This window comes from Paraburkholderia phenazinium, from assembly GCF_900100735.1.
In the GTDB taxonomy this organism is placed as follows: Bacteria; Pseudomonadota; Gammaproteobacteria; order Burkholderiales; family Burkholderiaceae; genus Paraburkholderia; species Paraburkholderia phenazinia.
Genome location: NZ_FNCJ01000044.1, coordinates 1 through 12,778, shown reverse-complemented (window position 1 = coordinate 12,778; position 12,778 = coordinate 1). Strand labels below are relative to the sequence as shown.

General features: G+C 60.9%; 12 protein-coding genes and 2 pseudogenes. 8 read left to right on the top strand and 6 right to left on the bottom strand.

Annotated features, from left to right (window positions below):
* From BLQ92_RS39020 to BLQ92_RS39005, 4 genes and pseudogenes are all read right to left on the bottom strand, one after another.
* Positions 1 to 340, bottom strand: a pseudogene (locus BLQ92_RS39020) (hopanoid biosynthesis associated radical SAM protein HpnJ); the annotation flags it as partial.
* Positions 341 to 416: 76 nt separating this feature from the next.
* The gene (gene hpnI / locus BLQ92_RS39015) at positions 417 to 1,562 is read right to left on the bottom strand and encodes a bacteriohopanetetrol glucosamine biosynthesis glycosyltransferase HpnI (protein WP_425194946.1); all 1,146 of its coding nucleotides are present in this window, start codon (positions 1,560 to 1,562) and stop codon (positions 417 to 419) included.
* 113 nt (positions 1,563 to 1,675) lie between these two features.
* Positions 1,676 to 2,215: a cytochrome b gene (locus BLQ92_RS39010; protein ID WP_090696055.1), complete on the bottom strand. Its 540-nt coding sequence runs from the start codon at positions 2,213 to 2,215 to the stop codon at positions 1,676 to 1,678.
* Between the two features lie 84 nt (positions 2,216 to 2,299).
* Entirely contained in the window at positions 2,300 to 2,650 is a 351-nt protein-coding gene (locus BLQ92_RS39005) for a hypothetical protein (protein ID WP_090696054.1), read from the bottom strand.
* Positions 2,651 to 2,921: 271 nt separating this feature from the next.
* On the opposite strand from BLQ92_RS39005, the gene BLQ92_RS39000 reads away from it, so the two are divergent.
* Together BLQ92_RS39000 and BLQ92_RS38995 are read left to right on the top strand one after the other, a co-directional pair.
* Positions 2,922 to 3,581, top strand: a complete 660-nt coding sequence (locus tag BLQ92_RS39000) for a response regulator transcription factor (RefSeq protein ID WP_090696053.1) — start codon at positions 2,922 to 2,924, stop codon at positions 3,579 to 3,581.
* Entirely contained in the window at positions 3,578 to 5,005 is a 1,428-nt protein-coding gene (locus tag BLQ92_RS38995) for an ATP-binding protein (RefSeq protein ID WP_090696052.1), read from the top strand. The genes BLQ92_RS39000 and BLQ92_RS38995 overlap by 4 nt, the downstream gene beginning before the upstream one ends.
* A gap of 7 nt (positions 5,006 to 5,012) precedes the next feature.
* On the opposite strand, the gene BLQ92_RS38990 is transcribed toward BLQ92_RS38995, so the two are convergent.
* Positions 5,013 to 5,372: a TolC family protein gene (locus BLQ92_RS38990; RefSeq protein WP_090696051.1), complete on the bottom strand. Its 360-nt coding sequence runs from the start codon at positions 5,370 to 5,372 to the stop codon at positions 5,013 to 5,015.
* Between the two features lie 165 nt (positions 5,373 to 5,537).
* On the opposite strand from BLQ92_RS38990, the gene BLQ92_RS38985 reads away from it, so the two are divergent.
* The 3 genes from BLQ92_RS38985 (at position 5,538) to BLQ92_RS38975 (ending at position 8,042) form a co-directional block, all read left to right on the top strand.
* Positions 5,538 to 5,939 (top strand): hypothetical protein, encoded by a 402-nt coding sequence (locus tag BLQ92_RS38985; protein WP_090696057.1) that lies wholly within the window; start codon positions 5,538 to 5,540, stop codon positions 5,937 to 5,939.
* A complete protein-coding gene (gene chrA, locus BLQ92_RS38980) occupies positions 5,936 to 7,153 on the top strand; it encodes a chromate efflux transporter (RefSeq protein WP_090696050.1) in 1,218 nt (405 codons plus the stop codon). Before BLQ92_RS38985 ends, chrA begins: the two co-directional genes overlap by 4 nt.
* A 283-nt stretch (positions 7,154 to 7,436) precedes the next feature.
* Complete coding sequence (locus BLQ92_RS38975; protein WP_244106343.1) at positions 7,437 to 8,042, top strand: GlcG/HbpS family heme-binding protein; 606 nt, start codon at positions 7,437 to 7,439, stop codon at positions 8,040 to 8,042.
* A gap of 70 nt (positions 8,043 to 8,112) precedes the next feature.
* On the opposite strand, the gene gcvA is transcribed toward BLQ92_RS38975, so the two are convergent.
* Positions 8,113 to 9,021 (bottom strand): transcriptional regulator GcvA, encoded by a 909-nt coding sequence (gcvA, locus tag BLQ92_RS38970; RefSeq protein ID WP_090696048.1) that lies wholly within the window; start codon positions 9,019 to 9,021, stop codon positions 8,113 to 8,115.
* A gap of 102 nt (positions 9,022 to 9,123) precedes the next feature.
* Between gcvA and BLQ92_RS38965 the strand changes: the two genes are divergently transcribed.
* The 3 genes and pseudogenes from BLQ92_RS38965 to BLQ92_RS40495 form a co-directional block, all read left to right on the top strand.
* Positions 9,124 to 9,972 (top strand): DMT family transporter, encoded by an 849-nt coding sequence (locus BLQ92_RS38965; RefSeq protein WP_090696047.1) that lies wholly within the window; start codon positions 9,124 to 9,126, stop codon positions 9,970 to 9,972.
* 356 nt (positions 9,973 to 10,328) lie between these two features.
* The gene (locus BLQ92_RS38960) at positions 10,329 to 11,207 is read left to right on the top strand and encodes a CPBP family intramembrane glutamic endopeptidase (RefSeq protein WP_090696046.1); all 879 of its coding nucleotides are present in this window, start codon (positions 10,329 to 10,331) and stop codon (positions 11,205 to 11,207) included.
* A gap of 693 nt (positions 11,208 to 11,900) precedes the next feature.
* A pseudogene (locus BLQ92_RS40495) lies at positions 11,901 to 12,778 on the top strand (hypothetical protein); the annotation flags it as partial.

Here is a 12,778-nt window from a genome sequence, read left to right as displayed (position 1 = left end):
CCTTTGCGCCCACCATGCCGATCAGCACCGACGGTTTGCGCTGCTTGAGGTCCTGCGCAAACATCGCATCGGTGGGGAACGACGGCGTGCTGGTGTGGATGATCACCAGGTCGTACTGCTGCGCGATCTCGAGCGAGGCCTCGACCGACAGGCCGTCGGCGGGCGCATCGAGCACGCGGCTGTCCGGCACCAGTGCCGCGGGCTGCGCGAGCCAGGTGGGATACCAGAACGAGCGAATCTCGCGCTTCGCCTGATAGCGCGAACCCGCGCCGCCATCGAAACCGTCATATGACGGGGCCTGCAAAAACAGCGTTTTCATGAATGCTCCAGTAATCCGCATTGAACCCGACAACTGATTGAATGAACGAGCGTGCGCGGGCGTTAGCGCGCGCCGGGATGCCGAATGAGAAGAGGCTTCACCGGTCATCGGAAATCTCCATGATCGATGCGCGCGGCTGCGCTACGCGATTGAGAACCGGAATTCGTGCGCCGCGCCACACGACCTGCGAGCCAAATGCCGCGAACAGCCATTGCAGCGCGAGCAAGGTATCGCGCAACGGCACGAGTGGCAGATCGCGCCAGAACGTTTGTGAATAGCGTGAGCTCCGCGCATGCAATAGCAACCGCGCGATGCTGCCTGTAAGGGTGCTGATCGACGCCGACGGCGCGACAAGCGGATGCGCGGCAGCGATGTCAGCACCTGTGAGCGAGAAAGTCAGCAGTGCGCCGGCCATCAACCATGGCGATGTGAACGTGATGAACAGAAATGCAAAGCCCGCCGGGTTCACCGAGCGGATCGTCCGCAGCCAGCGCATCTCGCGCAGCCACAGGGTCGTGAAAGTCGGCTCGATCACGTCGGTGGCCACCATCACCGACGAAAGCACCGTAGTCAGGCCGAGCGCGCGCGCATGTTCGGCGAGCCAGTAGTCGTCGGCAAGGCAGTCCTTGAGCGTCTCGAAGCCGCCGATGTTCTCGAGCGTGGTTCGCCGCAACGCCAGCGTCGCGCCGAAGCCGAAGCGCCGCGAGCCGCCCGCATGAGCGACGCGCACCGACGGCGCGAACCATTCGTTGATGAACAGCGCGCCCACCCGCGGCCAGAAGCCGCCGACGCTCTGCGCCCGGTACAGGCAGGTGACCACACCGGTGTCGGGATTGGCGAGCGGCGCGGTGACCGTGTTCAGATAGTCGGGCTCGACGGCGATATCGCTATCGGCCAGCACAATGATGTCGTGGCGCGCCCTCTGCGCCATGTTGATGAGATTGCTGACCTTGAGGTTGCTGCCGTGCACGCGCGAATCGATCACCAGTTCGATATCGCAGTGCGGATACGCGGCCTGCAGACGACGCACCACGGCAATCGCCGGATCGACCGGCGACGACACGCCGAACAGCAATTGAAAGCACGGGTACGACTGCTCGCAGAACGTCACGAGGTTTTCATACAGGCGAGGTTCCATCCCGCACAGCGGTTTAAGCACGCTGACCGAGCTCCAGCCGGCCTGATGCGTGGCAGCTCGTTTGCTGGAGAACGGCATGGCAAAAGCCACCACCAATGAGTACATCGTGGCGATCCCGCTCAAGAGAAGCAAAAGCCACTGTGAGACCGAAACGGTATGCTCCATCTTCGTCCGTGACCTCGTGACAGATCAATCAGTACGCCAGGGCAATGCATGCGCTATGGCAACATCCGCTGCATCACACGATCTCGAAGCACAAAACGATGGAACAACGCCGCAGCAATATGCGCAGCGATCAGTGCCAACAGCACCCACGCCAGCACACCATGCACATCACCCATCCGATGCCCGAGCGCAGACCCGGCAGGTGTGAGACTGGGATAAGGAACAACACCCAGCAACTTCACGGTCCAGCCGCGCGACGACGCATTGGCCCACCCCAGTAGAGGCACGACAACCAGCGCGACGTAGAGAAGCAAATGGGTGATCCGGGAAGCGGCGCTCAATAGCGGGGCTAACGTGTCAGCCGGGGGCTTATGCGTCAGTCGCCAGACAATTCTTACCGCCATTACGGCGACCAGCAGCGCGCCGACTCCGAGGTGCCAGGCGATCAGTCCTACCGGTTTTGTATCATGATGAACCTCGGGCATCGTCCAGCCAATCACGAACTGGGTCGCGATCAACAGTACGATTGACCAGTGAATGAAACGGGCTACGCTGTCATACGCCGCTTCAGCCGGCTGTCGAACATCCGTCATTAACAAGTCCCATGGCTTTATTGAATTGACTGCTCGCCCATCGAAGCATCTGGACGGGTAGCAGCTGCGCTGAAAATGCCGCCGCTAAGCTCTCGCCCATTCGATCGCCCTGCGCTTGAACTGGAGATGAAGAATCACCAGCATGCGCACCGGACAGACTGGCGAGACCGAAATGGTGTTGGAGCGTCCATCGGCGATGGTAGCGTAATGGTGGGACAAAGCTGAGGCAAATGCGGCGCGGGCTACGATTCTTGTAAGCAATACGACACACACAATGGCCACCGCAGTTGCCATGCGGAACGTCAGCGACGTAAACACGTCTTCGGAAACCCCAAACAGGCCGATTGCCAGCAGCGCTGCTGCTTCTATCGCCATGGCAGCGCATGACGCTGTCAGGAGATAGGCTCGGAGCATTTTGATGGTGGATGGTTTCATGGCGCAGCTCGTCGACACGGATGAACGGAAATATCGAAGGCGCTTTCATTTTCCTTGTAGCGATCGATCGGCCGACGAACATCGGCTGCTTCCAACGCACAATCTGTACATCCATGCGTTGTGTGTCGATAGTAGCGGCCAAACCTGAAGGAAACCTTAAGCAACCTGACGCCATCTGCTTTCATCGTCCTGAGATCGTTAAACTTGTAATAATGCGAATGGGCCTTGCCGTGTTGGCAAGGCCGCCAGCCATCCATTGCAGCGCACCACTATGCGAATTCTCCTGGTCGAAGATGACGATCTGATTGGCAGCGGCGTCGAAGCCGGGCTTCGTCACGCGGGCTTTACGGTCGACTGGGCACAAGACGGCCGCACGGCCAAGCTCGCGCTGGAAGCGACGGACTACGCGCTGGTCGTGCTGGATCTCGGGTTACCCCGGATTTCCGGCACCGAACTCCTGAAATGGCTACGGAGTGGCGGAAAGGATGTGCCTGTCCTTGTGCTTACCGCAAAGGGAACGGTCGCCGACAAGGTGGGCGGCCTTGAGGCCGGTGCGGACGACTACCTCGGCAAGCCTTTTGATCTGACCGAACTGATCGCGCGCTGTCGTGCGCTTTTACGTCGCTCGCAGGGGCGCAGCGTCGAAGTGCTGCGGTATCGCGCGCTGGCGGTGGATCCGGCTGCCCAGTCCGTCATGCGCGAGGATGTACGGGTTCCGCTGACCGCTCGCGAATGGGCCGTACTGTTTCAGTTGCTGACACACCAGGGTGTACCGCAGTCAAGATCTCGTCTCGAAGAGAGCCTGTACGGGTGGCACGAGGAAGTTGAAAGCAACGCGATTGAAGTCCATATCTCCAACTTGCGTAAAAAGCTCGGAGCGGATTTGATCAAAACCGTCCGCGGGATCGGCTACGTGATGGAGCGGGCATGATGCCGCGATCGATACGCGGCCGGCTCGCGCTGCTGGTGCTCGCGAGCATCGCACTGGTGTGGACGATCGCCCTTGGCTGGAGCTACCGTCAGGCCACTCGCGAGGTGGCGGAATGGGACGATGCGCGTCTCGTCCAGCTCGCGCAGTTCATTGTGCTGCTCGATCAGGCCGACCTTTCGGTCCTGGCGAACACCCGTATCGACGCCCGCACCGAATACAGCCGTCACCCGAACGGCGCTACCGCGACAGACGGCGACGAAGCGCCGCGCGAGGCCTTATTCCAGGTCCGCGACAGAGACGGATGCGTCCTCGCCAGTAGCGCGCGCCTCGCGTCATTGGGCGCGTTCGAGTTGCCCGCCGACGCGACGCCAGGCGCACACATTGTGACGCTTGGCGGCCAGCCATGGCATAGCTACATCCTGCAAGACAGTACGACAGGGCGTACCGCACGCGTGCTTGAGCCGCCCAATAGCCGCAGCGACCTGACAACCGGTGTCGCAGGTCGGATTGCGAAGCCAATCGCTGTGGCGTTGCCGGTTCTGGCGTTGCTGGTCTGGATCAGCATCGGTCACAGCCTCGCGCCCTTGCAGGCGCTCTCCAAGGCGATCCGCGCAAGGGATGCCAGCAAGCTCGAGCCGATCGAGATAGGACCGACTCCGGTCGAAGTGCGTCCGCTCGTCGATGCAATCAATCAACTGCTGTTACGACTGCGGCTCTCGATCGACCGCGAGCGGGCATTCACCGCAGACGCGGCTCACGAGCTGAGGACCCCGCTGGCGGCGATCAAGGTGCAGGCTCAAGTAGCGCTAGTGGCACAAGACGCCGCCCAGCAACAGCTCGCCATGCAGCGGGTCGTGCAAGGCGTCGACCGCAGCGCCCATCTCGCCGAGCAATTGCTGCTGCTGGCGCGGCTCGACGAACATCGCACGATACCGGGACACCTTGTGGCGCTCGCTGCGCTCGCCCAGGACGCGATTGCCGCCAACGAGCCCAATGCCCGGCGCAAAGGCATGAGCGTTGCCTTGATCGGCGATGCACACTCCGAAGTCATCGCCGAGCCTGTGTTGATGGACATTCTGCTCGATAACCTGATCGACAACGCGATCAAGTACGGCGATGCGGGCGGCCGGGTCGAGGTCACCATCCGGCGCAACGCACAGGCTGTCATGCTGACGGTCGCCGACAATGGTCCTGGGGTAGCGCCGGGCGACATTGCGCGCCTGACCGGCCGCTTCTTCCGGGTAACGGGTAATGGGGCGAGCGGCAGCGGGCTAGGCCTGTCGATCGTCGCCCGTATCGCGGAGTACTTTGGCGCCAAAGTGGACTTCAGCGCTGGGATCAACGATCGAGGTCTCGCAGTGCATGTTTCATTTCCCGTCCCGGCCGTTGAGTCGGTACGGATCGCCCGATCCTCCGGAATCTAGCGCGGGGTCACCATATGCCGCCTAGCGCCTTCACCAGCAACACGCTTGCGTCCATCCGGCGGCGCGCCAGATCGACTGCGGTGCGCTCGTTCGCCAACGCCGTGCTTTGCGCGGTGACCACCTCCAGATAGCCTACGGTCCCGATCCGGTACTGGTCCAGTTCAAGCTTCAAGGTCTTTTGGGCAGACGCGACGGCCTCGTCCTGCTTGCTGGCCTCCTGCTGCAGGATCCGCAACGACGCGAGGTTGTCTTCGACCTCCTGAAAGGCTGTCAGCACGGTTTGACGATAGCCGGCCGCACTCGCGTCGTATTGCGCCTGGGCCTTTTTGGCGAGCTCGAGAGCGACGTGTCGGCCACGCAGTTCCATCTGCACTTTCCCGCACGCTGAGCAGCCATGACGGCGCCGTCAGTTCGACGCGGTGACGCCCCCATGACGAATCTGTCATCTTGCGTTGGGGTACGACGCGAAAAACAGCGCGCGCAAGATGCCGTTACAATCCAGCTCTCCGATCCGACAACTGTGATTTGCGCCATGAAACACCTTCTTGCATCGACACTCGCGGCGGTCATCGTAACGGCCAGCGCGGCTGCGATCGCCCAAACCTCCGCAAGCAGCGATACCGCCAAACAGGACTGCGCCATGGGGTATGTCACCGGTGTCGGTGGATCGGCGCAGAGCGTTCGCGAATACCTGGCGGCCCCGAGCAGGGATAAATATCGCTACCTCGCGGACAACCCGATCCAATGCCAGATTTCCGACGACGGTCGCGCAACTGGCTGTACTGGCATCACAAATCTTCAGCATGAAAAGGTCAGCGTATACGACGACAGCGACAGCACGACCACGACCGTCGTCGCGCGCGTGGAACTCGAGCGGGGGACGTACCCAATCATTATTGTCGTGCCGAAGCAGGATATACAGTGTGGAGAGTGAGCCCTCGAACGGGCTCGGGCTCTGCGCTGGAGGTACTCGCGGTGTTTCTCAAACTGGGGCTGACGAGCTTCGGCGGTCCCATTGCGCATCTGGGATACTTTCGCCGGGAATTCGTCGAGCAGCGCCGCTGGCTTGATGACGAAACCTTCACAGATCTGGTCGGGCTTTGTCAGTTCCTTCCGGGTCCTGCCAGCAGCCAGGCAGGATTCTCGATCGGTCTTTTGCGCGCCGGGTGGCTTGGGGGACTCGCGGCCTGGTGCGGATTCACGCTACCTTCAATCCTGCTGATGCTTGCCTTTGCTGTCATTGCCCCGAGCCTGGGCGGCCCGGTCGGCGGCGGCCTGATCCATGGACTGAAGCTGGTTGCTGTCGCCGTCGTCGCTCAAGCCGTTTGGGATATGGCGCGGCGCCTGTGTGTGGATCAACGCCGTGTTGCCATCGCGCTCATCGCCATTGCGGTACTTAGCATCCTGACGACCGTCTATGCGCAACTCATCGTTATCGGCCTCGGCGCGATGCTCGGACTCGCGTTGTGCGAGACGAAGAGATCGCCAGACTACCCTCAAGCACCACAACACCCACAGCAATTCCCCATTTCCCGCACGGTGGGCGCCTCCGCGTTAGTCCTCTTCTGCGTCTTGCTGTTCGGGCTTCCCGTACTGGCCGGACTCCACGTGGGAGCGGCAGCCACGGTCCTCGAAGCGTTCTATCGCTCGGGTGCGCTTGTGTTCGGCGGCGGTCATGTCGTGCTGCCGCTTCTGCAACAACAAACCGTCGCGACGGGTTGGATCTCGTTGAACGATTTTCTTGCAGGCTACGGCGCCGCCCAGGCCATACCGGGTCCCTTGTTCACGTTCGCGGCATTCCTCGGATGGACGAGCAGTGCAGCGCCGAATCACTGGGCCGGCGCGTTGCTCGCTACCGTTGGCATATTCTTGCCGGGCCTTCTACTGGTGCTTGCGGCGCTGCCTTACTGGCAAGCGCTACGCGCTCGCCCGTCGATGGGTGCAATGCTTGCAGGCGTGAATGCTGCGGTTGTTGGGTTGCTGGCCGCCGCGCTGTACTCGCCCGTGTGGACAAGCGCGGTGCTTTCGAAGCTCGACTTTGCCGTCGCAGTCGTTGGCTTTTTCCTCCTGACCCGCTGGAAGACTCCACCGCTCGCCATCGTCGTTCTCTGCGCGCTCGCCGGCATCGCCGAGGCGGCCCTGCACTGAGCCGATACGACATGACGCAACGCGATATGGAAGCTCGCGTGGCGTCGGCTCGACCTATTTCGAAGCTACCAGTAATCCTCAATTTATTTCGATGGTGACGACCTGGTTATACGTTCGATATCGAGAGCCGAGTTTATTGGCTTGGCATGCCTACCGGGAGACGGAGGTTGCCCGTGGGCCAGGTCAGCAAACAGTATCTGGAAATCGAGTGTGGTGTTGTGAATGAAAGTCAAACAAGCTACGCTCGGCAATACTCGCCAGGACGTTCCCGGATCGTCGTCTAGTGACGTCGCCGGGCGGCTCACTGCTACCGCCAACAGCAGCCCAATGCACGCGCCCCGGCCAATCAATGGGAGATGGTGCGATGCAAAACCTGATCCAGATAACGTGCACTGCCTGTCTTGTCGTAGCAACCGCCGCGGCAGCGCAAACCCCTGCCTCACAGCCTCCCGCGGGTGGAACGCCCGACAAGATGCCATTCGACATTCCCTATGGCACTTCGATCGGTCTGGACACCGCGAAGAAGCTGCTTGCGATTGCAGAAACCGAAGCGATGAAACGCGACTGGAAAATGAACGTTGCGGTGGTCGACACGCATGGCGAACTCCTCGCATTCGAACGAATGGATGGTGCGCAGTACGCGTCGATCACGATATCGCAGAACAAAGCGCGCACGTCGGCCAGATTTCGTCGTGAGACCCGGGTCTTCTATAACCAGTTTGAGACTGGACATGCCTACGTGAACACCCTGGATGCGGGGCTGGTGGCATCGCCGGGAGGGTTTCCGCTCATCGAAGGCGGCAAGCTTGTCGGCGCAATCGGCTGTAGTGGCGGCACAGGCGATCAGGACGCTGCCGTATGCAAGGTCGCCGCCGATACGATCAAATAGCGCAACCCGGTGTCCTTGTCCGCCACGAACAGCGCACCGGAGGGACTGGCTCGTATGCGGCGAGTTCGAATTAAAGGGGCGTCTGCCTTTGTGAATGCCTCCCCTCGCGTTCGAGCCATAAGCGGAATAGCACGACCAGCTCATCCTCAGACTTCCCATCTGGAACGTACGTGCAATAGCTGCGCGACGGCAGACGAGGAGCGGAGAACGGGGCGACAAGCCGGCTAGCCGCCAGATCGTCGGAAACCAGCGCAGTCGGTCCCATCGCGATGCCTATCCCGTCGATGGCAGCTTGCAACGTCAGATAGAAGTGGTCAAAGGTCAGAGCGGCGGCGGGCCTGAGTTCAGGAATCTTTGCGCTCGCCAGCCAATCCGGCCAAAGCCGCGGAAGACTCGACGTATGCAGCAACGTATGCTGCCGCAGATCGTCTGGCATGCGAAGCGGCAGTTGCTGCAACAGCGCCGGACTGCAGACCGGGATCCGCTCCTCGGAAAGGAAAGGCTGCATCGAGTAGCCATAGAACGTGTCCGGCCCGCCCCGGATGATGATGTCATAGGTCTCTTTCAGACTCTCCACCGGTTCGTTCGAGGTCTCCACCTTGACCTCGACGAGGGGATGTCCGGCGCGGAACTTCGCCAGTCTCGGTACCAGCCAGCGCAATGTGAATGTTGCGGGTGCGTTCACCAATAGTGCCCGCGAAACCGCTTCGGGGAAGCCAAATCCGGCAGTTGCCTGCGCGAGCTGCTCGAACAAGGTGCCAATTTCCGCCAGGTAGGGCTTCGCCGCTGGAGTCAGCACCACGCGCCGGTTGCGCCGTTCAAACAACGATGCGCCAAGCCACTCCTCGAGCAACCGCACCTGCTGGCTTACCGCACCGTGCGTCACGTGCAGTTCCACCGCGGCTTCCTTGAAGCTGCCGAGGCGGCCTGCGGCCTCGAAGGCGCGCAATGCATTGAGTGGAGGCAGTATCCGCTTCATCGCAATAGTTTATCTAACCCGAAGAGGCAATTTATCTGGTTTGTATGGGGGCGACAAGATAGATATCCTTCTTATTGCCCTCCTTTTCGGCCCGGAATCCCCATGCTCAGTTATACCGGCGGTCTCGTCCTTCTTGCCGCCCTGCTCCACGCGAGCTGGAACGCAATGCTGCATGGCAACGACGACCGGTTCCTGTCCATGACGTGGATGAGCATCGCCATCGCGGCGGTTTCGACACTTGTCGTCCTGTTCACGCCGTTGCCGGCCTACGCGGCCTGGCCGTACATCGTCGCATCTGGGCTTGTGCATATCGTCTACAACGTGAGCCTCGTACGGGCGTACCGTCGCAGCGATCTGGCGCAAGCGTATCCGATCGCGCGCGGCTCCTCACCGCTGCTCGTTACGCTCGGCGCGGCGCTGTTCGCGCATGAGTCGATCGGCCCCTTGCATGCTCTCGGGATCGCGATGATATCGGGCGGTATCGTTGCGCTCGCGCTCGTGCTGCAGGGGCATCACGTGTCACGCACGGGTGCGCTGGCCGCGCTGGCGACCGGCGCGACGATCGCCCTCTATACCGTGATCGACGGTATCGGCGTGCGACTATCGGGCGGCGAGGCGCTCGCCTACACCGCGTGGATGTTCCTGTTCTATTGGCTGATGCCGCTGCTGTTCGTCGCGATGCGCGGGCTAGCGGAGTTGTGGACACCCGTGCGGGCGGCGCCCATGGCGGTCGGCTCCTCGCTCGTGGGTGGACTGGTGTCGATCGCGGCGTATGGCATCGTGATCTGGGCGCTGCAGTCGGGCGCGATGGGCGCGGTATCGGCGTTGCGCGAAACCAGCGTGGTGTTCGCGGTGCTGATCGGACGGGTGTTTCTGCGCGAAGCGGTAAGTGGAAAGCGCTGGCTCGCATGCATGATTGTCGCGGCCGGGGCGGTTTGTCTGGGGGTTTAACCTGACAAGCGTTCGATCTGCGCCCGACGCGTTACCTTGGGAGCGACGATCGAGGTCTTATCATTAGGACTTCTTTCAAAAATAGACCGCTCGATGCCACCCCGAGCGTCCTCAGTTTCTTTCTCACTTCTCTATGGGAACAGCAGCTTCAAGCACCGGAGGGCGCCCTCGATACCTACTACAATCGCAACGAGCAGGCGCACGGGGCCAATAGCGGCATGCCCAGCGCATAACAGGGCGGCCGCGAAGCGTCGTAACGGCTGCGTGGCGGGCCGATCGTTTCGCTATAACACAATCAGTGTGCTCGAACGCTGGCACGCGGTGTCGACAATTCTAACGATGATGGAGAGCATAAAGTGCAAGACACAAAATACGCGAGCGCAACACGCCTCTTCGGCAACCGTCTACCCGCATCAACGAACCTGGCGAACAGAACGAAGTCTCACCACCTCGCGCTTTATTTGATCGTCAGCTTCGCGATCGCGTGGGGAACGTGGATCGGTTGCTGGTACTTCGGGGAGCGCGGCATGGCGGCACACGAGCTGATCCCCTTTGTGCTCGCGGGCTCCTTCGGTCCGTTCATCGCAGCGGGGGTGTGCGCCGCGCTAGAAGGAGGCTTGCTCGGCGCTGTGCGTTTCTACGGGCGCATTCTGGAATGGCGCATGGGCTGGTCAGTATTCCTCACGTCTGTTCTTGCGTTGCCCATTCTGGCAATCATAACTGCTGCGCTGTTTGAGAGATCGGGCGGACTGCCGATCTTTCACATCACCTGGACAGGCCTGCCGTTGACCTATTTGTGGTTACTCGTCCTCGGTGGCCCGGTTGCGGAGGAGTTCGGCTGGTCCTATCTCTCCGACGCGTTGGACGGACGGCTGGAACTTCGCCTCGCTACATGGGTTCTGGGTGTCGTATGGGCTCTTTGGCATTTACCCCTGTTCTTCCTCGACGTGCCTGGCCTGTCGCAGCGGTTCATCCCCTTCACGATTTTCCTCGCGATGGCGATTGCAGCGCGCTTTCTGTTCTCATGGGCCTACCACCGCGGCCGATACAGCGTTCTTTCAAACCTGTTGATCCACAACGGCCTCAATCTGAGCCTCAGTATCGTGACCATTGTGACGCCGACGATAGGCGCCGGTCAGCCCAGGCTGTTGTGTCTCACTGCGTTGACCGCTCTTTTTGCCGCGTTGCTCTGGTGGCGGGCGCCGCTTTCGGCAAAGCTTCGGGCTAACGCTTAGCTGCCCAATATCGCCGAGGAAACGACGTGGCATGAACCGCTGGGCGGTCGAGTCCAGCGCGTCAGATACAAGCCCATCCCCGGACACGCCCTCTTCCTTCTTCCTTCTTCCTTCTTCCTTCTTCCTTCTTCATTCTTCCTTCTTCCTTCTTCCTTCTTCCTTCTTCCTTCTTCCTTCTTCCTTCTTCACAACAATCTTTGCGTCGGCCCGGTGTTCGAGATCGGAACGGTACCGGTGCTTGTCGACGCATTCGCCGCCAGCGACGACCATTAACGTAATAATAATATATTAATAATTAATTTCACATTTACCGACAGAATATACCGATTTTATTTTTAGAAAGGTAAATTTAGCACGATTTAAAAACTTTTCACGCTCCCACCGCAGCCGAAGCCACTCTCAATCATTCCATGTGTGCGCTGGCGGACAGTCTTTCAATCTTTATTCAAATACCGTTGATTTGCGTCTTCATAAGACGGGACGCATCCCATTTCGTCGGACCATTATAAACACACGTGCTCGACGCGCGGATCACATTCCGTCATATCCAGATCCGTTCAATGATCGGCTTTTTGGGCCGGCTGGACGAAACACGGCTGTGCCGTGCACGGTCGGGAAAATCCCCTTTTTTAAATAAGAGAAATTCTAACGACCGCTTAAAACGGCGCCGAATAAATGATTTAGGAGTCTGCAATGAAGAGCTATAAAAATACATTAAGCGCAATCGGAATTTTCAGGGTGGCGATTGCAACCGCAGTGACCTTATATGCGGGAATGGCTTGTGCTCAGTCGAATCTGAACACCACGCAAATTGCGCCAATCTTGACAAGCGAGGCCCGTCCTCCGGAGTTGCTGCTGGCGCAGGGTCCGACGCAAGATTGTCCAGCGACCGCGACGCTCGGCTGCCGAAAGAACGACGGTGGCCTGCAGGCGTTGATCGGTGGTGGGCAGGATTCGGAGGGCGTCGGTGGGACAGTGGGTCCGCAGAGCGCATTCGGCGCCGGTACCGCGCCGGGTGGCCCGAGCGGCTTGGCGCAGGGAGGCCAAGGGTCAGGTAGTACGGGAGCCGGAGGAACCGGCGGTACCGGATCTGGCGGTGCTGGCAACACGGGTAAAGGTAGCGGCGGTGCCGGCAGCGGTACCTCTGGCAGTGGCGGCTCCGGCAGTGGCGGCTCCGGCAGCGGTGGTTCGGGGAGTCATGGTTCGGGTAGTGGCGGCTCTGGCAGCAGTGGGTCCGGCAACAGTGGCGGCTCTGGCAGTGGCGGCTCCGGCAGTGGCGGCTCCGGCAGTGGCGGCTCCGGCAGTGGCGGCTCCGGCAGTGGTGGTTCTGGCAGTGGTGGTTCTGGCAGTGGTGGTTCTGGCAGTGGTGGCTCCGGCAGCGGCGGGTCCGGCAACGGTGGCTCCGGCAGCGGTGGTCCCAGCTGTGGAGGTTCCGGCAGCGGCGGTCACGGCAGTGGTGGCTCCGGCAGTGGTGGCTCCGGCAGTGGCGGTTCCGGCAGCGGCGGTTCCGGCAGCGGCGGTTCCGGCAGCGGCGGTTCCGGCAGCGGCGGTTCCGGCAGCGGCGGTTCCGG